18 protein-coding genes are annotated in these 21,715 nt (G+C 75.5%); 7 read left to right on the top strand and 11 right to left on the bottom strand.

Going from position 1 to position 21,715, the window contains the following annotated elements; all coding sequences use genetic code 11:
- Positions 1–84: 84 nt before the first annotated feature.
- Positions 85–870 carry an IclR family transcriptional regulator gene (locus QWY28_RS13940; RefSeq protein WP_300953160.1) on the top strand — a complete coding sequence of 262 codons (786 nt, stop codon included), beginning with the start codon at positions 85–87 and terminating at the stop codon, positions 868–870.
- On the opposite strand, the gene QWY28_RS13935 is transcribed toward QWY28_RS13940, so the two are convergent.
- The 6 genes from QWY28_RS13935 to QWY28_RS13910 all read right to left on the bottom strand — a co-directional run bounded on the left by QWY28_RS13935 (position 858) and on the right by QWY28_RS13910 (position 7,090).
- Entirely contained in the window at positions 858–2,330 is a 1,473-nt protein-coding gene (locus tag QWY28_RS13935; protein ID WP_300953159.1) for an MFS transporter, read from the bottom strand. The two genes, QWY28_RS13940 and QWY28_RS13935, sit on opposite strands and share 13 nt — an antisense overlap.
- 47 nt (positions 2,331–2,377) lie before the next feature.
- Entirely contained in the window at positions 2,378–3,544 is a 1,167-nt protein-coding gene (locus QWY28_RS13930) for an acyl-CoA dehydrogenase family protein (RefSeq protein WP_300953158.1), read from the bottom strand.
- A 14-nt stretch (positions 3,545–3,558) separates the two neighbouring features.
- A complete protein-coding gene (locus tag QWY28_RS13925; RefSeq protein WP_300953157.1) occupies positions 3,559–4,413 on the bottom strand; it encodes an alpha/beta fold hydrolase in 855 nt (284 codons plus the stop codon).
- A gap of 140 nt (positions 4,414–4,553) precedes the next feature.
- Positions 4,554–5,471, bottom strand: coding sequence for an AEC family transporter (locus QWY28_RS13920; protein ID WP_300953156.1), 918 nt, complete (start codon positions 5,469–5,471; stop codon positions 4,554–4,556).
- Positions 5,472–5,505: 34 nt separating this feature from the next.
- Positions 5,506–6,585 (bottom strand): hypothetical protein, encoded by a 1,080-nt coding sequence (locus QWY28_RS13915; protein WP_300953155.1) that lies wholly within the window; start codon positions 6,583–6,585, stop codon positions 5,506–5,508.
- A gap of 91 nt (positions 6,586–6,676) precedes the next feature.
- Complete coding sequence (locus QWY28_RS13910) at positions 6,677–7,090, bottom strand: VOC family protein (RefSeq protein WP_300953154.1); 414 nt, start codon at positions 7,088–7,090, stop codon at positions 6,677–6,679.
- Positions 7,091–7,197: 107 nt separating this feature from the next.
- Between QWY28_RS13910 and QWY28_RS13905 the strand changes: the two genes are divergently transcribed.
- Entirely contained in the window at positions 7,198–8,163 is a 966-nt protein-coding gene (locus tag QWY28_RS13905; RefSeq protein ID WP_300953153.1) for a helix-turn-helix transcriptional regulator, read from the top strand.
- Positions 8,164–8,229: 66 nt separating this feature from the next.
- Positions 8,230–9,057, top strand: a complete 828-nt coding sequence (locus QWY28_RS13900) for a 2-keto-4-pentenoate hydratase (RefSeq protein WP_300953152.1) — start codon at positions 8,230–8,232, stop codon at positions 9,055–9,057.
- 216 nt (positions 9,058–9,273) lie between these two features.
- Here QWY28_RS13900 and QWY28_RS13895 read toward each other — a convergent pair whose 3' ends face one another.
- The 5 genes from QWY28_RS13895 to QWY28_RS13875 form a co-directional block, all read right to left on the bottom strand.
- Entirely contained in the window at positions 9,274–12,777 is a 3,504-nt protein-coding gene (locus QWY28_RS13895) for an ATP-binding protein (RefSeq protein ID WP_300953151.1), read from the bottom strand.
- Positions 12,778–12,779: 2 nt separating this feature from the next.
- A complete protein-coding gene (locus QWY28_RS13890) occupies positions 12,780–13,511 on the bottom strand; it encodes a DUF4194 domain-containing protein (RefSeq protein ID WP_300953150.1) in 732 nt (243 codons plus the stop codon).
- Entirely contained in the window at positions 13,508–15,010 is a 1,503-nt protein-coding gene (locus QWY28_RS13885) for a DUF3375 domain-containing protein (protein ID WP_300953149.1), read from the bottom strand. The genes QWY28_RS13890 and QWY28_RS13885 overlap by 4 nt, the downstream gene beginning before the upstream one ends.
- 81 nt (positions 15,011–15,091) lie before the next feature.
- Complete coding sequence (locus QWY28_RS13880) at positions 15,092–16,060, bottom strand: MsnO8 family LLM class oxidoreductase (protein WP_300953147.1); 969 nt, start codon at positions 16,058–16,060, stop codon at positions 15,092–15,094.
- A gap of 7 nt (positions 16,061–16,067) precedes the next feature.
- A complete protein-coding gene (locus QWY28_RS13875; protein ID WP_300953146.1) occupies positions 16,068–17,744 on the bottom strand; it encodes an ABC-F family ATP-binding cassette domain-containing protein in 1,677 nt (558 codons plus the stop codon).
- A 32-nt stretch (positions 17,745–17,776) separates the two neighbouring features.
- Here QWY28_RS13875 and QWY28_RS13870 point away from each other — a divergent pair, with 32 nt between their 5' ends.
- The 4 genes from QWY28_RS13870 to QWY28_RS13855 all read left to right on the top strand — a co-directional run bounded on the left by QWY28_RS13870 (position 17,777) and on the right by QWY28_RS13855 (position 21,691).
- Positions 17,777–18,532, top strand: coding sequence for a DinB family protein (locus QWY28_RS13870; RefSeq protein WP_300953145.1), 756 nt, complete (start codon positions 17,777–17,779; stop codon positions 18,530–18,532).
- Between the two features lie 64 nt (positions 18,533–18,596).
- On the top strand, positions 18,597–19,130 hold the full coding sequence (locus QWY28_RS13865; protein WP_300953144.1) for a SigE family RNA polymerase sigma factor: 534 nt from the start codon (positions 18,597–18,599) through the stop codon (positions 19,128–19,130).
- Positions 19,124–20,470, top strand: a complete 1,347-nt coding sequence (locus tag QWY28_RS13860) for a hypothetical protein (protein ID WP_300953143.1) — start codon at positions 19,124–19,126, stop codon at positions 20,468–20,470. The genes QWY28_RS13865 and QWY28_RS13860 overlap by 7 nt, the downstream gene beginning before the upstream one ends.
- 90 nt (positions 20,471–20,560) lie before the next feature.
- Positions 20,561–21,691: a GNAT family N-acetyltransferase gene (locus QWY28_RS13855; RefSeq protein ID WP_300953142.1), complete on the top strand. Its 1,131-nt coding sequence runs from the start codon at positions 20,561–20,563 to the stop codon at positions 21,689–21,691.
- Positions 21,692–21,715: the final 24 nt, after the last annotated feature.

Here is a 21,715-nt window from a genome sequence, read left to right as displayed (position 1 = left end):
AACGCTGGACGATCTCCGTAGTGATCACTACAGTGATCGCAACCACACGGTGATCGCGGTCACGACCGCGAGGCAGGAGGGCCCATGACCACCACGCTCGCTCCCGAGGCGGACACCGGCGACCAGCAGGCCGCCACGCCCTCGGTGATGAAGGCGCTCCACCTGCTCGACGCCTTCGGCGGCGTGGGCGGCGGGATCCTGGGCGTCAGCGAGATCGCCCGTCGGGCCGGCGTGCCCAAGTCGACCGCCTTCCGCCTGCTCACCCACCTCGAGCAGGGCGGGTACGTCGAGCGGATCGGCCGCGACTACTGCCTGGGCCGCCACCTCTTCGAGCTCGGCAACAGCGTGCCGATCTGCCGCCCGAGCGGCCTGCGCGACGTCGCCGCCCCGCACCTGGGCCAGCTGCTCGTGCGCACCCAGCGCCTGGTCAACCTCGCGGTCCTGGAGGGGACCGAGGTGGTGTACCTGGAGAAGATCCACGGCCAGGACCCGATCCAGGTCGCGAGCACGGTCGGCGGGCGGATGCCCGCGAGCTGCTCGGCGCTGGGCAAGGCGATGCTGGCGTTCAGCGGCCGCGACGCGATCCGCGCCGTGCTCGAGGGCGGCCTGGTGCGACGCACCCGCTACTCGGTCGCCGACCCCGCGCGCTTCCTGCAGGAGCTGTCCCGCGTGCGCACCGAGGGCGTGGCCTACGACCGCGAGGAGATCCAGCTCGGGCTGGTGTGCGCGGCCGTCCCCGTGCTCGACGCGGACGGGCGCGCCGTGGCCGCCGTGTCCGCCTCGGGCCCCGCGACCCGGTTCAACCCCGGCACCGTGGTGGCCGAGGTCCGCCGCGCGGCCGAGGCGATCGGGCGCGACTACCGGGGCTGAGGCCCGAGGGCGGCCCGCGTGGCCGCCGGGCGCCGCCCGGAGACGGTCACCGCGGCGCCGGCCACCACGAGTACGGCGAAGGTCGCGAAGAGGACCTGGTGGCCCAGCACGATGCCGTCGACGTCCGACGGGGAGAGCCCGCCCGGGTCACCGGAGACGAACGCCTCCGCCGCGGCCGGCCCCACGAAGGCCACCGCCGAGGCGAGCGCCGCCGCCGACGCCAGCGCCAGGCTGGTGCTCTGGAGGGTCACCCGCACCGCGTTGACCGACCCCGCCCGGTCCGCCGGGACGCCGCGCATCAGGGTGCTGACGTTGATCGGGTGGAAGACGCCGGTGCCGAGCCCGACGAGGAGCAGCCCGCCGGTGAAGGCGAGGTCGCGCGAGCCGTCCGCGCCGGCCGCCACCGCCCACACGAGCACCACCAGGCCGACCACGGAGACGCCCGCCGACGCGACGGACACCCGGCGCTCGCCGTACCACCGGGCGAGCACGTCGGCGACCAGCGCGCCCACGGTGAGGCCGCCGGCGGCGACCGTGACGTGCCCCGCCGCCTCGATGGCCGACGCGCCGCGCAGGCCCTGGAACCACAGGCCGGCGGCGACCACGATGCCCAGTCGCGGCGAGGAGACGAGGAAGCCGGCGAGCATGCCGCGGGCGAAGACGGGGTCGCGGAAGAGGGTCGGGTCGAGCACGGGGTACGCCGCCCGCATCTGCAGCGCGGCGAGCACCGGCAGCAGCGCGACGCCGAGCGCCAGCGAGCCGAGCACCCACGGGTCGGACCAGCCGCGGTCCGGCGCGACGGTGACCGCGCCGAGCAGGAGGACCAGCAGCGCGGCCGCGGTCACGTTGCCCGGCACGTCGACCCGCAGCCGCCCCAGCGGCACCTCCGGCAGCCGGCGCAGCGCGCGGTGCGCCCACACCAGCGCCAGCACGCAGACCGGCACGCTGCACAGGAACAGGTAGCGCCAGCCGACGGTCGCGGTGACGAGGCCGCCGGCGGCGGGACCGGCGACCTGGGCGATGGAGAAGCCGGCGAGGTAGACCCCCATCGCCCGCCCGAGCAGGCGCCCGGGGAAGACCACCACGAGGACGGCGACGGCGTTGCACAGCAGCATCGCGGCGCCCACGCCCTGGACGGCGCGCAGGGCCACGAGCACGGCGACGCTGTCGGCGAGCGCGAGGGCGGCGCTGGTGACGGTGAAGACGGCGAGGCCGGCGAGGAACATCCGCCGCCGGTCCACGCTGTCGGCGACCTGGCCCATCAACATCGTCGAGGCGGTGTTGGTCAACAGGTACGCCGTGAGCGCCCAACCGGTGCCCGACGCGGTGGCGTCGAGGTCGGCGGCGATGCTCGGCAGCGCGATGGTGAGCATGGTGGAGCTCAACGAGATGACGACGGTCGCGAGGAAGACGACCGCGAGGACCTGGTAGGCCCCCGCGGGCACGTCCTCCTCCGGCACGGGGGCAGTCTGACGCCCGGCCGCGGACGACGTGCCCGCGGGTGTCCTCACCAGCCGAACGGTTCGACCTCGAGACCGAAGAGGTCGTGGCCGTAGGCCTGGTAGAGCGGGTGCGCGACGTTGCACATGTGGTTCATGCCGGCGTGCAGGTCGCGCCAGAACCGCTGGAGCGGATGGCTGTGCTGCAGCGCCCCGCCGCCGGCGTTCATGAACAGCCGGTCGACGGCGTCGACCGAGCGGCGCACGGCGCGCACGCCGTTGCGGCGCACGGCGATGCGCTGCTCGCGCGTGATCCGGTCGCCGGCCTCGACCACGTCGACCAGCCGCTTCCAATCGTCGAGGAACTGCACCCGGCTCGCCTGGACGTCGGCCGCGGCCTCCCCCAGCGCGACGAGCTGCACCGGGTCGGAGACGGCCGCCGGTCCGCGCCCGGTCACCCGTCCGCGGGTGTGGGCGACGAACGCCGCCAGGGCGCCCTCGGCCATCGCGAGGGTCGAGCAGTTGATGGCCGAGGGGAAGATCGTGCCGAAGGGGACCTGGTAGGTCACGGCGTCGCGGCCGACGAGCCCGGCCTGGTAGCCGTCCTCGAAGTTGCTCGGCTTGTTGACGCGGTGGTCGGGGACGAACGCGTCGCGGACCGACACGTCCTTGCTGCCGGAGCCGCGCAGGCCCATGACGTCCCACGAGTCGTGGTGGATCTCGTAGTCCGCCCGCGGGAGCACGAAGTTCCACGGGGTCGGGTCGAGGACCGTGCCCTCGTCGTCGACCACCAGGCCGCCGAGGATGATCCAGTCGCAGTGGTCGGTGCCCGAGGAGAAGGGCCAGCGGCCGCTGAACCGGTAGCCGCCCTCGACCTTGCGGGCGCGACCGATCGGGGCGTACGGCGAGGCGATCCACGTGTCGGGGTCCTCGCCCCACAGCTCCTCCTGGAGCCGCTTGTCCCACTGGCCGAGCTGCCAGGGGTGCACGCCGACGACGCCGGCGACCCACCCCGCCGAGCCGCACCGCGACCCGACGGCGAGCACCGTCTCGAAGAAGTCGACCGGGTGCGCCTCGTAGCCGCCGTACTCCTTCGGCTGGAGCATCCGGATGACGCCGGCGTCGCGCAGCTGCTTGGCGGAGACGTCGCTCAGCCGGCCCAGCTCCTCGCTCTCGGCGGCCGTGGCGCGGAAGACCTCGGCGGCCTCCTCGACCCGGCTCAGCACCTCGTGCATCGTCGCGCTCCCCCTCAGTTGTTCTCGACGAAGTCCGCGACGAGCCGGTTGAACTCGTCGGCGTGCTCGATCTGGGCCCAGTGGCCGCAGCGGTTGAGCAGGACCAGGCGGGAGTCGTCGATCATCGAGACCAGGCGCAGGGAGTGCTCGAAGTGGACGACGCGGTCGTCACGGCCGTGGATGAGCAGCGCGGGGGCCTTGATCGAGCGGACCTCGGCGGGCGTGGCCGGCTTCGAGACCGGGCCGCGGCCGGCGGCCATGCCCTGGAGGAAGTTCTCCAGGTGGTCGGGGCGCGAGAGCGCGGAGTCCGAGCGGAGCTTGGCGAGCTCGTCGGTGGCGAACTCCGGGGAGAACGCCATGATGTCGACGAGCTTCTTCATCACCTCGGGCGTGGGGTTCCGGTAGCCCTCGAAGAGGATCTTCAGGCCCTCGGAGGGGCCGTCCCCGGCGCCGAAGAGGGTCGGCAGCTCCAGGAAGCTGCCCGGACCCATGGTGATCAGGTGGGAGACCCGGTCGGGCCAGCGCGCCGCGACGGCGAGCGCGATCATCCCGCCCATGGAGTTGCCGACGAGCGCGGCCTTCTCGATGCCGAGCTCGTCCATCAGCTCGATCACGGCCGCCGGGTGGTCGTACTGGTCGCTCGGGGCCGAGTCGGACTTGCCCCAGCCCGGCGCGTCCCAGGCGATCGCGCGGAACTTCTCCGACAGCGGACCGATGTTCGGGCGGAAGTTGCTCCAGCCCGTCGCGCCCGCGCCGCTGCCGTGCAGCAGGATCACCGGGTGGCCCTCGCCGGCCTCGTTGTGGTGCAGCTTCCAGGACTTCGTCTGGACGAAGCGGCTCGTGCCCTCTTCGGTCAGCTCGACGCTCATCAGTGGTGCCTCCTGCTCGGGGTGTGACGTGCGGGGTGTCCCGCGATCAAACCCCGGTGAGGGCGTCCGGCTCGCCTGTCCCGTGCCGCCTGACGGACCGTCCCTCCCGGCCCTCTTCGGCCCTCGCTGCTCCGCTGATCTCAGACGACGAGGGCGGTGACGACCACGACGGCCGGCACGCTCAGCACCGTGCTGACGAAGATCGCGTCGCGCGCCAGGACCGCCCGGCGCTCGTAGCGCGAGGCGATGACGAAGACGTTCTGCGCCGTGGGCAGGGCCGCCAGCACCGTCACCGCGAGCAGCTCGGCCGTCCCCAGGTCGAGCGCGAAGCGGCCCACCGCGTAGGCCAGCAGCGGCTGGACCACCAGCTTCAGGCCCACCACGCCGGCCAGCTCCCGCGGCGGCACGCCGCGGCCCGGCAGCGGGCCGAGCCGCAGGCTGACGCCGTAGGCGAGGAGCATCGAGGGCACCGCCATCCCGCCCACGAGGGTCAGCGGGTCCGCCACGGCTGCCGGCAGCTCCAGCCCCGTCAGCGCGAACCCCAGCCCGAGCGCGGAGGCGACGGTGATGGGGTTCCTCGCGGGCCGGGACAGCACGCGACGTACCGACAAGGTGGCGGTGCCGTCGACGTCGAGCAGGGTCAGCGCCAGCGGCTGCAGGACGAGCAGCTGCAGCAGGAGGGTGGGAGCGACGAGCGCCGGGTCGCCCAGGACGTAGGCGGCGATCGGGAGGCCCAGGTTGCCGGCGTTGACGTACGCCGAGCACAGCGCGCCGATGACCGCGTCGCCGAGCCGCTGGCGGCGCAGCACCGCCACGACGACGTACACCGCACCGGTGAGGAGCACCGCCGCCGTGGTGGCGAGCAGCGCGCCGGAGAAGACCGCGCCGAGGTCGCTGTCCTGCAGCACGGTGAGGAGCAGCGCGGGGCTGGCGACGTAGAACGCGAGCGTCGAGAGCGTCCGCTGGCCCGCGGCGTCGATCACCCGCAGGTGCGCGAGCAGGACGCCGAGGGCGATGAGGGCGGCGATCGTGGCGTACCCCGCGAAGACGCCACCCACGCCGGCACCCTAGTCGGGCGCCGGCGTGGGTCGGTCAGTGGTGGCGGGTCCGCGTCGTCCGGCTCGCGCGCTCGCAGTCGGTGCCGTCGGTCCCCCCGCAGCGCACCAGCGCCGAGCGCCTCGTGCCGTGGGCGTCGAGCACCACCGAGGTCGCCGACTCGAACCGGCTCGGCCCGAACCAGCCGCTGACGTCGTACGCCGCCAGCAACCGCCCCCGCACGGCGCGGACCTGCACGGCGCTGGCGCCCAGGCCGTCGCTCAGCAGGGGCACGACGGCCACGCGGCCGCCGCCCGGGGCGACCGCCTCGACCCGCCAGTCGCACGAGCGCCACAGCGTGCGCCCGGGCTCGGAGATCGAGGTGACCACGCTGCAGCCGCCCTCGTAGGGGTCGCGGGTGAACACCGCCATCCGGTCCGCGGCGAGGTCGGCGACGTAGGCGTCGCGCGCGGTCACGGTGCGCACGCTGCCGGCGGTGACGTCGCTGGACGCCGAGCCCGCGGTGAAGTCCCACCGGACCGTCGGGCGCGGGCCGTCGCCGGCGACCACGGCGACGCCACCGTCGGCGGTGAGCACGTCCCGGACGCCGGGGAGGATCCGCTGCGCCAGCAGCTCGCCGGAGCGCGCGTCCACGACCCGGAGGGTGGTGCGCCGCCGGTCGGCGCTCACCGTGACCCGCTCGAGCACGACGTGGTCGCCGTCCACGGACAGCCGCGCCTCGTCCCAGCCGAGGTCGCCCACGAGCGTGCGCCGCGACCCGTCCGGCCGCAGGCGCGCGATCCGCTGCTGCTGCGGGCCGCCGGAGGTGAATCCGACGACGTACGCGCCACCGGAGCGGCCGAGCAGCCACACGCCGGGCAGGTCGACGCGGAGCTTCCGCTCGCCGTCGACGATCGTCCTGCCGACCAGGACCGGGAAGGCCGGGTCGGCGCCCCGGTCGAGCGCGGCCGGACGGATCTGGACCGGCGCGGGTGCCGGCGCGCTCGATGACGCGGGGGTCGCTGATGCCGGCACGAGCAGTGCGGCAAGGGCGGCGAGCGCGGTCAGCGCGGTGGCGGCGGTGGCGGCGGTGGTGGCGAGCACCGCCGACCGGCGGGGGGTGCGGAGGGGGGACACGGACGGCTCCTGCGGTGCGCGGGTGGGTGCGGGGGTGCGGCCGCCGGGCGACGGCCACACCCCTTCGACGCGCGCGGGGCCGACGAGGTTGTCAGGCGCCCGGCGCGACGTCGAGCACCCAGGTCACCCCGAACGGGTCGGTGAGCATGCCGTAGAGCGGCGCCCAGGCGGACGGGCCGAGCGGCTGGAGGACGGTCGCGCCGTCGGCGAGCCGCTCCCAGTACCGCGTGACCTCGGCCGGGTCCGCGCCGCGCACGGAGACGAAGAACGGGTCCTCCCCGGCGCTCCACGGTCGCGCGGCCGGCACGTCGTACGCCATGACCCGGAAGCCGTCGGGACCGACGACCTGGCCGAAGACGACCTGGTCGGCCTCGGCGGGGTCCTGGCTGCCGAGGTCGCCGTACGTCGCGACGGTCAGCTCGCCGCCGAAGACCGAGCGGTAGTGCTCCAGCGCGGCGCGGGCCGTGCCCCGGAAGTTGAGGTGGGGGGTGACGTCGATCGTCATGGGTGTCTCCTGATGGGTGAGGACGGGTCGACCGGTCGGCCGACGAGGACGAGGCTGCCGGGCGATGCGGTCAGGATCTGTCCTCTTCTCCTGGCAGTCTGGGATCCATGGCCGGTACGTCGGGACGACTCCTCGCCCTGCTCTCGCTGCTCCAGGCGCGCCGCGACTGGCCGGGGGCGGCCCTGGCCGCGCGGCTGGAGGTCAGCGAGCGCACGGTCCGGCGCGACGTGGAGCGGCTGCGGGACCTCGGCTACCCGATCCGCGCGACCAAGGGACCCGACGGCGGCTACCGGCTCGGCGCCGGGGCGGACCTGCCGCCGCTGCTCCTCGACGACGAGCAGGCCGTCGCGCTGGCGGTCTCGCTGCGGAGCGCGACCGCGTCGGGCGCCGACGTCGGCGAGGCCGCCGGCCGCGCCCTGGCCACCCTGCGACAAGTGATGCCCTCGCGGCTGCGCCACCGGGTCGACGCGGTCGAGCTGTCCGCGGCGGGCTCCGTCCCGGGCGGGTCGGCCGCCGATCCCGAGGTGCTCGCCACCCTCGCCGGCGCGGTCCGGGCGCGGGAGGTCGTGCGGTTCGACCACCGCGACGCCCTGCGGCGGGTCGAGCCGCACCACGTGGTGACCCGGTCGGGTCGGTGGTACCTCGTCGGCTGGGACCTCGACCGCGACGACTGGCGGGTCTTCCGCATCGACCGAGTCCGCCCCCGCGTGCCGCACGGGCCGCGGTTCGTCCCACGGCCGCTGCCGGGCGACGGCCGGGTCGAGACGCTGCTCACCGGACGCTTCCGCGGCGCCGTGGCCGGGTCGGACTGGCCGTGCCGCGGCGAGGTGGTGCTGCACCTGCCGGTGGCCGACGTGGCGCCGTACGCGCTGGACGGCGTGGTCGAGGAGCTCGGCCCCGACCGCACCCGGCTGGTCGTCGGCTCGTGGTCCTGGGCCGGGCTGGTCGCGCTCCTGGCCCGGTTCGACGCCGACCTGGAGGTCGTCGGGCCGGCCGAGCTCCGTGACGCGCTGGGCCGGGTCGGTCGCCGGCTCGCGAGGGCCGGGCGACCGGGCGGGCCGGTGGACGGGTAGCCGGCGGCGTACCGATCAGCGAGACCCCCTGGCCGCCGGTGCGTGACGACGGCCACGCTGTCCCACGTGAGCGATCCCTACTCCCTGACCACGGCCGGCAGCACCGACGTCCCCGAGGCGTCGATCCGCGAGGCGGCCGACCGGCTGATCCACGCCGCCCGCACGGTCTCCCCCTGCGCCCCCGTCCGCGACCTCATCGGCGCCGAGGACCTCGCTGCGGCGTACGCCGTGCAGTCGCGGCTCATCGACGCCCGCCGCGCCGACGGGGCCGTCGTCGTCGGGCGCAAGATCGGCGCGACCTCGGTGGCCGTCCAGCAGCAGCTCGGCGTGGACCAGCCCGACTTCGGCTGGCTCTTCGACGACATGGACCTCTCCGGCGCCGACGAGGTGCCGATGGCACGGCTGCTGCAGCCCAAGGCCGAGGCGGAGGTGGCGTTCGTGCTCGGCGCCGACCTCGCGGAGGGCCCGCTCGACGAGGCGCAGGTGCGCGGCGCGGTCGACGTCGCCGTCGCCGCCCTCGAGATCGTCGACAGCCGGATCGCCGGCTGGGACATCTCCTTCGGCGACACCGTCGCGGACAACGCCTCCAGCGGGCTCTACGTGCTCGGCACCGAGCGCCGCACCCTCGACGAGGTCGAGCCGGTCGACGTGAGGATGCGGATGACCATCGACGGCGAGGAGGTCTCCACCGGCAACGGCGCCGCCTGCCTCGGCGACCCGCTCACCGCGCTGTCGTGGCTGGCCCGCGCCGCCCGGGCGTACGGCGAACCGCTCCGCGCCGGCCAGGTCGTCCTCTCCGGCGCGCTCGGCCCGATGCGCAACGTCCACCCCGGCGCCACCGTCGTCGCCGAGATCTCCGGGCTCGGCTCGGTCACCGCGCGGTTCTCGGCCTGAGCTGGCGTCGTCGCGCTGGGTCCTCGCGCTGGCCGGAAGAATCATCGGCCGGCCGATGAAACTGTCGGTGGGACGCTGAAGTTTCATCGGCCAACCGTGAGTTTCAGCGGCCGGCCGATGAACCTTGCGGCTCCCGGATGAACCGTCGCGGGGGGACCGTCAGCTTCAGCAGGGTCCCACGAAGCTCACGGACCGGCCGGCCGATCTCGATCGGCCCTACCCGGCGGACCCCACCGCGGAGGCGTCCCGGATCGGCGTGATCCAGGACTGGTGGGTGGCGCTGTTCTTGGTGATGGCGAGCAGCTCGTCCATGTGCGGCTCGAGGCCGGTCACCTTGTCGAGCGGCACGCCGACGACCAGCTGGAAGCCGAGCCCCTTCCAGGCCTGCACGGCGCGACCGGCGAACTCGGCGTCGGCCTTGACGAAGCCCTCGTCGAGGAAGACCGGCGCGAAGCGCGGCCGCGAGCGCAGCTCGTCGCCGAGGCGGAAGCGCAGCGCGGAGCCGACGATGAAGGCCACCAGCTCCTGGGTCTCGCCGCCGCTCTTCTCCCCCAGCGTGCGGTACGTCGCCTTGAGCTCGCCGGTGAGCGGGTCGTACCGCTCGGCGCTGACCTCCACGTGGCGGCGCACGTCGAGCAGCCGGTCGCGGTCGGAGGTGACCGCGGGGCCACCCTCGACATCACCACCCACACCACCAGCCGCCGGCCGCAGCTGCTGCATGAACCGGCTCAGCTGGAGGAACCGCTCCTCGAGCGCGGCCTCGTCCAGCTCGCCGGTCGAGCCGGACGAGAGTGCACGCAGGTCGCGCAGGAAGACCGTGACGTGGGCGGGGCTGAGCCGGCGCAGCCGGATCCGCAGCCGGTCGCGGGTCGCGCCGAACTCCAGGCGCCGCAGGATCCCGTTGATCGGCTCGAGCCGGTCCTCGATGTCCTCGATCGAGGCGGCCATCGCCCCGACGAGCGGCACCAGGTCCTGGCCGCTCCACTCGGTGAGCCGGCGCCGCCACTCCGAACGCCGCTCGGCGAGCCCGGTGCCGCGGACCTCCTCGAGGATCCGGGCGTAGTCGGCGTACGACTCGGCGGTCGAGCCGAGGTTCGGGGAGTCCCAGCGCGCCTTGTAGAGCCGGAAGATGCCGGCCAGCTCCTCGGCCACCCGCCGGGTCTCGGCCTCGGCGTCGGCGACGGCGGCGCGCAGCCCCTCGGCGAGCCGGTGCGAGGTCTCGTGGAACCGGTCGAGGTCGTCGGGGTCGGCCGGCTCCGCGGCGGAGGCGAACTCCGCGGCCAGCGCGGCGTCCTGCTCCTCGGTCAGCGTCACCTCGTCGGCCCGCTCGACCGCCTCGAGCCGGTCCTTGACCGCGTCCTCGTCGTCGACGAGCACGCCGTGCGCCTCGGTCAGCGACCGCGCCCGCTGCTCGAGCGCGAACCGCTCGCGCCGGGTCTCCTCCAGCCGGACCGACAGCTCCTCGACGTGCGACTGGAGCACCTGGAGCTTGTCGTCGGAGCCGAGGATGTCCTCGCGCCGGCGCTCGAGCTCGGCGGTGCGCCGCTCGCTCGCGGAGACGTCGAGGTCGTCGAAGCGCGCGGTCGCGACGGCGTCGTACGCGGTGCGGCGCTGCTCGAGGACGGCCGCGCGGTGGTCGAGCGCGGCGACCTCGGCATCGAGCTCGCGCAGCTGCTCCTCGAGCGTGCCCAGCTCGGCGTCGAGCTCGGCGATCGCGTCGGCGTTGGAGAAGCCGATGATGCTGCGGACGTCGGAGCGGCCGTGGGTGCCGCGGCGTCCGCTGCGGGTCTGGCCGGTCGCGGTGACCCGCAGCCCGTCGCCGGCGAGCCCCGAGGCGTCCTCGACGCACAGCGCGTTGCGCGACGGGTGCGCCACGTGGGCGCGGACCCAGCCGGAGAACGGCGAGTCCTGGTGGACCAGCTTGCCGGCGACGCGGTCGGCGTCGGCCGGCCCCGGGCCGGGCAGGTCGAGCTCGACCCCCTCGAAGGTCAGCCGGCCGCGCAGGCGCAGCCCGTCGATCGCGGCCGAGAAGTGCTCGAGCCGGTCCAGCGGCACGAGCATCACCCGCGCGCTGCCACCGAGCACGGTCTCCACCGCGGTCCGCCAGCGGGACTCCTCCGGCGCGACGTCGACCAGCTCGGCGACGTACGGCAGCTCCTCGACCGACAGCCCGCTGGCGCGCGCGACCTCGGCCCGCATCTCGTGCATGCCGGCCGGCACGCGGCCGGCGCGGCTCTCCAGCGAGGCGCGCTCGCGCCGCAGCTCGGCCTGCCGCTGCTGCAGCGGGTAGCGCCGGTCGCGGGTGCCGTCGCGGTCCCGCCTGATCGTCTCCAGCGCCGAGCGGCAGCCCGCGAGCCACTGCCGTGCGTGCTGCTGCAGCACCGCGAACGCCTCGGCCGACATCAGCGCGCCGTCGAGGTCGAGCGCCGTGCCGTCGTCGGAGGAGTCGGCGACGTCGAGGAGCGGGAGGAGGCGGTCGGAGAGGGCGGTACGCCGCGCGAGCCGGTCGTCGCGCACGACCCGCTCCTGCTCGAGGGCCAGCGCGAGCGACTGGAGCGTCGAGCCGCCGGCCGCCCGGTGCTCCTCCTTGGCCGCCTCGAGGTCGCCGAGCAGCGTCTGCTCGGTCGACAGCGCGGTGGCGAGCGCGTCGGACGTGGTCGCCCGGGCCTCGCGGTTGACCGCGACCGCCGACTCGATGAGCCGCAGGTGGGTGCGCAGCAGCCACAGCCGCAGCGGGGTGTCACCGGGCAGCGTGACGCCGTAGGAGTCCAGCTCGGCGAGCCGCGCGGCCGCGGCGGTCCCGCGCTCGTGCAGCCCGGTGATCGGCTCGAGCAGCTCGAGCTTCTGCTCCTCGGTGCGCATCGCGGCGTAGGCCCGCTCGAGGTCGTCGAAGTGCTCGACGGCGCGGTCGGCGGCGGCGTACGTGCTGGGCCGCTCGAGCACCATCTCCTTGTAGAGCTCGTCGACGCTGCGGACCTGGTTGCCGGCCTGGATGCGGGCCAGCAGCCGCAGCGCCTTCGACCCGTCGCCGCCGGCGCCGATGCCGAGCCGCGCGTGCAGGACCGCGGCGAACTCGGCGTACGTGCGGTGCACGCGGATGCCGGGGAAGAGCTTCTTGAGGGTGGTGGCGTGGAACCGCTCCCCCACGGCGACCTCGAGCGTGCCGAGCGGGAGCGCACCGTCGTGGGTGGCCAGCTGCATCTGCACGTCGGCGGAGCGGGTGGCGCGACGCGGGACGTAGTAGGTCCGCAGCACGGTGAACCGGCCGCCCTGGTCGTTGACGAACGTCATCGCCACCGCGCCCCAGGTGTCGCCGCCCTGCCCGCGCAGCAGCCGCTCGACCGGCCGGCCGGTGCGGGGGTCGTCGACGACGTCGACGGCGCCGCGGAGGTACGACAGCAGGTTGCGCTGCCCGACGCCGCGCGCCCGGCCGGCGACCGCGTCGTTGGAGGCCCCGTTGAACTTGGTGTCCGAGGGCATCATCAGCGCGGTGTAGGCGTCCAGGACGGTGCTCTTCCCCGCGCCCGAGGCGCCGGAGATCATCGTCGCGTCGCCGCGCAGCGGGATGGTGGTCAGGCCGCTGAACCCGCCCCAGTTGACCAGCTGCATGAGCGCCGCGCGCCACTGCATGCCGTCGTCGGACGGCGTCGCCACGACCTTGCGGTCGAAGAGGCCCTCGGAGCGCTCGTCCTCGAGCTGCTCGATCTCGTCGATGGACACCGTCACTCCCCTCCCTGACCTGCGGGGCCCGCCTGGCCTGCGTGGCCGGCCTGCTCGAACAGCCCGTCGCCCTCGTCCTCGTCGACCGGGGCCGGGTCCTCGTTGGCGCGCCGCAGCGCCTCGAGCAGCTCCTGGAGCAGCTCGAGCGGCAGCAGCGGCTCGACGGCCTCGCTGATCTCGAAGCGGTCCTCGTGGTCGCCGGTGATCAGCAGGCCGGCCTTGACCAGGCCGGCGACCGCGTTGCGCGCCCGCTTCTCGTCGCCCGCCTCGTCGGTGGCGTGCGGCGGCCGGAAGCCGGCGACGTGCTCGAGGAGGTCCTCGCGGTCGACGTAGACCCGCCGGTCGCCCGCGGCCGCGCCGGCGCGCAGGCGGTCGCGGAGGTGCACCAGCACGATCGTCTCCTCGCGCGACCACGCGGCGTCGTACAGCAGGGTCGGGAAGCGCGCGCCGGTCTCGGAGACGGCCTGCCGCTTCCACGCCACCTCCCGCTCACGGTCCAGCGCGAGGTCGAGGAAGAGGTCGTTGAGCCGCGAGCGCAGGACCCGCTCGTGCTCGACGAGCACCTGCCAGTCCCGCGGGTGGGTGCGCGCACTGACGAAGCGCTGCTTGAGCAGGGTGACCAGGGCCTGGCGCTGCGCCTGCTCCAGGCCGCCCTCGTCGCCCTCCCACAGCGACACCGACGCCGCGTCGAGGACCACCTCGTCGAGGTCGGGTCCGGTGCCGGTGGTGCTCATGTGGAGGTCTCGCTCTCGGGGGTGCGGGGACGGTCGGGGTCGGGCAGCGGCGTCCGCGGCACGGCGAAGGTGCGCTCGGAGCCGTCGGGGCGGACGGCGGTGAGGGTCTCGTGGACGTCCTCCTCCGACGTCCAGCCGCGGTCGGCGGCGAGGTGGAGCAGCCCGAAGAGCTCGACCGGCCGGCGCAGCGCGGGGTCGAGCGCCGCGAACAGCTCGCCGAGCGACGTGGCCGGCAGCAGCGAGGCGAGCGACGCCTCGAGCCGCTCGCGCAGGTCCGCGAGGCGCGGCCCGCCCTGGGCGACGAGCTCGGCCAGCGAGAGCGGCGGGGCGTCGTCGGGGTCGGCGACCTCGATCCGCTCGGGCAGCACGTCGTCGGCGGGGTCGTGGAACCGCTCGCGGAGGTGCCCGACGTCGGCGCGCGCGGGCAGCAGGGGTACGTCGTGCGTCGCCCGCGGTCCGGTGGTCGCCATCCAGGTCATCAGCTCCGACTCCACCTGCCGCAGCGTCTGCTCCAGCTCCCGGTCCCGGGCCGCGTCGCGGGAGACGATGTAGTCCTTGAGCGTCGCGGTGACCCGGGAGCGCTGCACGAGCACCCGGTCCAGGCCGTCGCGGACCAGCCGCACCGTGCCGCGCAGCTCGGCCCGCTCGGCGTCGCTGATGATCCCGTCGGCGAGCGGGTGCTCCAGCAGCGCCGTGAGGTCCTCGCGCAGCTGGCCGACCAGCGCGTCGTCGCGCAGCAGCGCGAAGGCCCCCTCGAAGGCGCGGCCCTCCTGGGTGGCGGTCATCAGCGCATCGGCACGCGCGAGGTAGTCGTCGATGACCTGGCCGGGCGGGCGGTCCTCGGCGCGGAACGCCGCGAGGATCTCGCCGCGGATGGTCGCGAAGCGCTCCTCGACCCGCGCGAAGTCACTGGGCAGCGCGGAGACCAGCGAGAGCAGCTCGGTGAACCCCTCGAGCATGTAGTCGCCGGTGGCGCCCTCGATCTCGCCGCCGTCGACGAGCCGGTCGCGCTCGGCCTGCAGCCGGGCGATCTCGGCGTTGAGGATGCCCACGCGGGCGGAGCGGTCGGGGTTGGCCTCGGAGTTGAACCGCCGCACGGTCCCGAGGATCGTCGCGATCCGGTGCTCGCTGAGCGTCGCCCGGTCGCGCGCGAGGTTCTTGACCAGCTCCAGCGCCTGCTGGGCGTGCGAGGTGAGGGTGTAGACCTCGCGGCCGCCGTCGTCGAGGGAGCGGACCAGCCACTGCCCGCGCATCCAGCGCTGGCAGATCTCCCGGCCGGTGCCGGTGGGCAGGTCGGTCTCGCCGGCCGCGCGGACCTCGGCGAGGTGCTCCTCGACCTGGGTGTGCAGCCGCGCGGTCGGGATCGGCAGGTTGTTGCGGCCGAACGCCTCGCGGAAGATCGTGATGACGACCGGCGCCTGCCGCTGGTGCAGCAGCGTGAGCGTCGGCTGGGCGAAGGCGCGCCGGACCCCCGCGAGCTCCCCCGCGATCCCGCTCATCCGATCCCCCTCGACGTCAGCAGCCGCCGATCATCCCAGGACGCGGTGCCGTGGCCGAAATGCGGGCCGGGCGGGCGCAGGTCAGCGCAGGAGCGCAGCCACCTCGGCGTCGGAGGCGGCGAGGGCGTCGCGGTCGTGGGTCGAGCCGCTGACCAGCAGCTCGTCGGCTCCGGTGCGCTCGAGGAGCTCGTCGAGCCGGCGGCGTACCGTCCCCGCGCTGCCGGCGACCACCGCGTCCAGCCCGCGCTCGACGCGCGCGGCGTCCTGGGCGTCCCAGCGCCCGGCGCGGATGTCGGCGACCGGCTCGAGCGCGCCGAAGACGCCGGTGCGGCGCGAGCGGACCATCGCCCAGACCTCGGGCAGCGCGAGCTCGCGCGCCTCCGCGTCGGTGTCGGCGACGAGCACGTCGAGGGAGACCGTCAGGTGCGGCTCGCTGCCGCGGTGCGGGCGGAAGGCACGGTGGTACGCCGCCAGCCGCTCGCCCACGTCGGGCTCGGCGAGCACCGGCCCGCCGACGACCGCGGACAGGCCGAGCCGCGCGGCGACCTCGACCCCGCGGCCGGTCGCGAGCACCGAGACCGGGACCGGCCCGACGCCGGCGGGCCGCGCGGTGACGGCCCCGTCGCCCTCGAGGTAGGCGCGCAGCTCGGCCACGTCCTCGGCGAACGTGTCCGGCTCCTCGGCGCCGCGACGCAGCGCCTGCCGCACGGGCGCGGTGAACCCGACGGAGCGCCCGACGCCGAGGTCGACGCGACCCGGGTGCAGCGCGGCGAGCATCCGGAACTGCTCGGCCACGACGAACGGCTGGTGGTTGGGCAGCATCACGCCGCCGGAGCCGATCCGGATCCGGGAGGTGGCCGCGCCCACCGCTGCGAGCAGCACGGCCGGCGCGCCGGACGCCACGCCGGGCACCCCGTGGTGCTCGGCGACCCAGAGCCGCCCGTAGCCGAGCTCCTCCGCGCGCACCGCCCGCTCGACGGTGTGCGCCAGCGCCGCGCCCTCGGCGTGGCCGGTGCGGGTGCGCGAGCGGTCGAGCAGGGACAGCCTCATGCCTGGCTCAACGGTCCGCGCCGCGCGTGCCTTCCCCGGCCGGGACGTGCGTCGTCTCCACGCGTCCGGCCTCGACGTGCCAGCGCTGGTCGAGCCGGACGCCGGCGAGCAGCCGGCGGTCGTGGGAGACGAGCAGCAGCGCACCGTCGTAGGAGTCCAGCGCCTGCTCCAGCTGCTCGATCGCCGGCAGGTCGAGGTGGTTGGTCGGCTCGTCGAGGACGAGCAGGTTGACCCCGCGCGCCTGCAGGAGCGCCATCGCGGCGCGGGTGCGCTCCCCCGGCGAGAGCCGCGAGACCAGGCTGGCGACCTGGTCGGCCTTGAGGCCGAACTTCGCCAGCAGCGTGCGCACCTCGGCCTGGTTGAGCTCCGGGACGACCGCCTCGAAGGCGTCGCCCAGCGGCAGGTCCTCCGGCAGGCCGGTGCGGGCCTGGTCGATGGTGCCGACCGCGACCGACGCGCCGAGCGACGCCGAGCCGGTGTCGGGGGTGGTGCGGCCGAGCAGCAGGTGCAGCAGCGTGGTCTTGCCCGCGCCGTTGGGCCCGGTGATCCCGATCCGGTCGCCGGCATCGACCTGCACGGTGACCGGCCCGAGCTCGAAGTGGCCGAGCCGGCGGGTGGCGCCGTTGAGCACGGCGACGACCGAGCTCGACCGAGGCGCCGCGGCGATGTCGAACTGCAGCACCCACTCCTTGCGCGGCTCCTCGACCTCCTCCAGGCGCGCGATACGCGACTCCATCTGCCGGACCTTCTGGGCCTGCTTCTCCGAGGACTCCGACTGCGCGCGGCGCCGGATCTTGTCGTTGTCCGGGCTCTTCTTCATGGCGTTGCGGACGCCCTGGGAGCTCCACTCCCGCTGCGTGCGGGCGCGGGCGACGAGGTCGGCTCGGGTGTCGGCGTACTGCTCGTAGGCCTCGCGGGCGTGGCGCCGGCGCACCGCCCGCTCCTCCAGGAAGGCGTCGTAGCCGCCGTCGTAGACCGTCACCTGGTGCTGGGCGAGGTCGAGCTCGACGATCCGGGTCACGCAGCGCGCCAGGAACTCGCGGTCGTGCGAGACCAGCACCACCCCCGCGCGCAGGCCCTGCACGAACTCCTCCAGCCGGGCCAGCCCGTCGAGGTCGAGGTCGTTGGTCGGCTCGTCGAGCAGCACCACGTCGAAGCGGCTGAGCAGGAGCGCCGCGAGGGCGACCCGGGCCGCCTGGCCGCCGGAGAGCGACGTCATCAGTGCGTCGGCCCCGACGTCGGCCGCGAGGTCGGCGAGGACCGGGCCGACGCGGTCGTCGAGGTCGGCGGCGCCGCTGGCCATCCAACGGTCGAACGCCGCGGCGTACGCGTCGTCGGCGCCGGGCTCCCCCGAGCCGAGCGCCGCGGCGGTCTCCTCCATGGCGGTGGTGGCCTCGGCGGCGCCGGTGCGCCGGGCGACGTACTGCCCGACGGTCTCCCCCGGCACCCGCTCGTGCTCCTGGGGCAACCAGCCGACGAACGCGTCGCCGGGCGCGGTGCGCACCGTCCCGCCCATCGGGGCGTCGGCGCCCGCGAGCACCCGCAGCAGCGTGGACTTGCCGGCGCCGTTCGCGCCGACGACGCCGACGACGTCGCCCGGGGCGACCGTGAGGTCGAGCCCCTCGAACAGCACGCGGTGGCCGTGCCCGCCGGCGAGGTCCTTGGCGACGAGGGTGGCGCTCACCGCGCGAGCGTAGTCCGTGGCAGGGTCGACCCGTGACCGGCCAGGAGCAGCCGCCCGCATCGTTCGTGGACGCCGACCTGCGGGGCGCGCGATTCGTCCGCACCGACCTCTCGGGCGCGGTGATGCGCGGGGTCGACGTCCAGGGCGCCGACGTCGACGCGCCCTGGCTCGGCGAGGACGGCGGGTCGCTGCTCGTCAACGGCGTCGACGTGGCGCCACTCGTCGAGGCCGAGCTCGACCGCCGCTTCCCCGGCCGCTCGCTGCGCCGGGCGACCGACCCCGACGGGCTCCGCGCCGCCTGGGCGGCGGTCGAGGAGACCTGGGCCCGCACGGTCGCGCGGGCCGAGTCGCTGCCGCCGGGCAGCGTCGAGGAGTCGGTCGACGGCGAGTGGTCCTTCGCGCAGACGCTGCGCCACCTGGTGATGGCCACCGACACCTGGCTGCGCCGCGGCATCCTGGGTCTCGGGTTCGCCGAGGCCCAGCACCCGCTGGGCGTGCCGAACGCGGAGTACGCCGACGACGGTCACGACACGTCCCTCTTCACCACCCGCACCCCCTCCTGGGCGGAGGTGCTCGAGGCGCGCGCCGGCCGGGTGGCGATGGTGCGCGACCTGCTCGCGACCGTCACCGCCGACGACCTGCGCGTGCCCCGCCGGCACCCGTGGGGTCCCGGCACGGAGGTCTCCACGCTCCGCTGCCTGCACGTGGTGCTGAACGAGGAGTGGGAGCACCACCGGTACGCCGTGCGCGACCTCGACGTGCTCGCGACAGGCCCGCCCGGCAGGTGATCCCGGCGCCGGTGCAACCCCGGCGGCGGTCCACCACGTTCCTAGGACATGGAGCACCAGACCGATGCGTGACGAGGCGTCCTTCGTGGAGTTCGCGGAGGGGGCACGCGCGCGGCTGCGCCGCACGGCGTACCTCATCTGCGGCGACTGGGAGCTCGCGTCCGACCACGTGCAGGAGGGGCTGATCCGGGTGTACGTCGCCTGGCCCAGCCTGACCCGGGCCGGCCGGGAGCACGCCTACGCCCGGCGCGCCGTCGTCAGCGCGGCGCTCGACCACGCGCGGCGCCGGTCGAGCAGGGAGGTCCCCACCGAGCACCACCCCGACCGGCCCGTCACCGGGCCGACCGGGGACCTCGCCGAGGGCGTCGTCGTCCGGGACGCGCTGATGACCTCGCTGTTGGCCCTCGCGCCGCGGCAGCGCGCCTGCGTCGTGCTGCGGTTCGTCGAGGACCTGAGCGTCGAGGACACCGCCGCCGTCCTCGGCTGCACCGAGGGCACCGTCAAGAGCCAGACGTCCCGCGCGCTCGCCTCGCTCCGGTCCGCACTGCAGGGCTCGCCGATCGGCGACCTCGTCCCCGAAGGAGCACAGCCATGGTGAACGACCTCCGCGACGCCCTCCACGAGCGCGCCGCCCACCCACCGCACGACAGCCTCGACCTCGCGACGCTGGTCGCGGCCGGCCGCCGCCGGGTACGTCGCCGGCGGGCGGGCGCCCTGGCCGCCGCGGCCGCGGGCACCGCGGCAGCCGTCGCGCTCTCGGTCGGCGCGCCCCTCGGCCTGGTCTCTGACGACGCGGCCCCGGCCGACCTGGCCACCGCCGGAGTGCCCGAGCCCGACGCACCCACCCTCGGGCTCGGCGCGGCCGAGGCGGCCGTCGAGGGCCGCGACGTGCGGCAGCTCGCCGAGCACACCAACGACGACCTCGACGCCGACAACGGGCGCTCCTGGGAGGGCGTCACCGACGACGGGCTGCTCCTGCTGCGCGACGGGCCCCGGCTCGACCGGCCGGAGGCGCGGTACGCGCTGGTCGACCCCGCGACCGGCGAGGAGGACTGGCTCCCCGACCTCGGGCTCCGCGAGCAGGCCGACGTCGTCGGGCTGGGCGAGGACCGGTTGGTGCTGGTCGCGCCGGCCCCCGGGTCCGGACTGGAGGTGACGCTGGAGGCGCACGTCTTCGACCGGCTGACCCGGGATTGGAGCACGGTCTCCTGGCCCGACCTGCCGGCTGCCAACAGCCCCTTCGCCACGGCCCTCGGCCCCGACGGCCGGCTCTACGTGCCCGTCCCCGCGACGGTGGGCGAGGTCCCGGAGGGCGGCTGGCCGATGGAGGGCGGCGAGGCCGACGACTCCGACGCCGAGGGCGACACCTACCGGTTGTGGTCGGCGTCCCTGGCCAACCCCTTCGACGTGCGCGACGAGCAGTTGAGCGTCGGCTCGATCGCCTTCACCGAGGACACCTTGGTGTGGACCGACCGGACGAACGGCGACGCGGGACGGGTGCACGTCCGCGACCTCGGGAGCGGGCAGGAGCGGTCCTTCGACCCGGCTTCCGGCGAGCGGTGCAACCTGCTCTCCTTCGGCGCGACCGCCGAGCACGTCGTGCTCGGTCAGTACTGCGGTGACTACGACGACGTCCGCGACGACCGCGTGCAGGTGGTCGGCACCGACGGCGAGCAGGTCGTCACCATCCAGGGCGACTCCCTGGACGGTCGCCTGGCCACGCGCCACGGCGACGGCCTCGTCGCGGTGACCTCCTACGACCGCTCGGCCAGCGGCACCTACGTCTACGACCTCGGCTCGGGCCGGTTCCTGCGGCTCAGCGACCGGGTGTCCTCCTGGGGCACCGACGGCTCGACGACCGACGGGCAGGTGCTGTTCAACACGCCCGTCAACGGCGGCAAGGGGATGACCGAGCACCTCGTGGAGGTCCTCGACTGACGCCACCGGCGGGGGCCGGACCAGTGCGCGCCGTCCGCGCACCGTGTTCCGGCCCCGCGGCCCGCCCGGCGCGGCCATCATGGTCTCGTCATGGCAGCTACTCCCGACCCCAGCGCCGCACGCCCGGGACCCCTCCCGCGGGTCGAGGCGGCGCGCCCGGCCGACCGCGGGCTGGTCGCCCGGCTGGTCGAGGCGGTCGTCGCCGAGGATCCCTCGGTCGCCCCCGACGTGGCCGCCGGGTCGGTGCGTGCCGCCCAGTGGCTGCAGCGCGAGCGGCCCGCGTGGGCGGGCGTCGCCGTGCTCGAGGAGGACGGCGTCCGCCGCGTCGTGGGGTACGTCGCCGCGTCGGCCGGTCCGCGCGGAGCACGACGGGTCCTCCTCCACCCCGACCACCGGGACCCCGCCCTCGAGGCGGCGCTGCTCGCCGCGGTGGACGACGCGCTCGCCGCCGTCCCCGCGCCCACCGCGACCCCCGCCGTGGCCCCCGCCGCGACCCCCGCCGTCGTGCCCCCGGTCGTGTCCCCGGTCGTGCCCCCGGTCGTGCCCCCGGTCGTGCCCCCGGTCGTGCCCCCGGTCGTGCCCCCGGCCACCCGGGTCGCGCCGCCCGTCGTCGCCCCCGTCGCGGCCCACGTCGCCGCAGCGCCGTCACGCACCACCTGGCGGGACCGCCTCCTCGAGCCGGCCGGCGCCCTCGCCATCGTGGCGGCGGGCGTCGTCGCGCTGCTGGCCGTCCAGGTCGGCACCGGACCGCTCTCGGACGTCGTGCCGTTCCTCGGCCCGGACCGCGACCGGGAGTCCCCGGCAGCGGAGGCCGAGCCCGCTCCCGTACCGGACGACGGCCCCTCCCCGACCGCCCCGGTCGCCGGCGTGGTCCTCACCCCGTCCGCGGCCCCGTCCCCCGCCGATCCGCCCGCGGGCGCCGCGGACCCGGCCGGTGACCCCGGTGGGGGTCCGGGCACCCCGCCGAGCGAACCCGGGGCCGGCCCCGCGCCCGGCCCGGGTCCTGGCCCCGCGACCCCGCCCCGCGAGTCCCCCGGGCCGACCTCCGCCCTCCTGGACCCGGTCGTCGAGGAGGCGGTCGAGGTCCTCGACACCACCACCGGCGACGCGCTCGCCCCCGTGACGGGTGCCGTCGAGGACGTCGTCGACGGCGTCACCGACGTGGTCGACGGCGTGCTCGGCGTGGTCGTGCCGCGGGGACCGCTCGGCGTCCGGCGCTGAGGGACGCCGCCTGCCCACCCCGTG

The organism is Nocardioides oceani, assembly GCF_030412965.1.
Taxonomy (GTDB): Bacteria; Actinomycetota; Actinomycetes; order Propionibacteriales; family Nocardioidaceae; genus Nocardioides; species Nocardioides oceani.
This window is presented reverse-complemented; position numbering and strand designations above follow the sequence as displayed.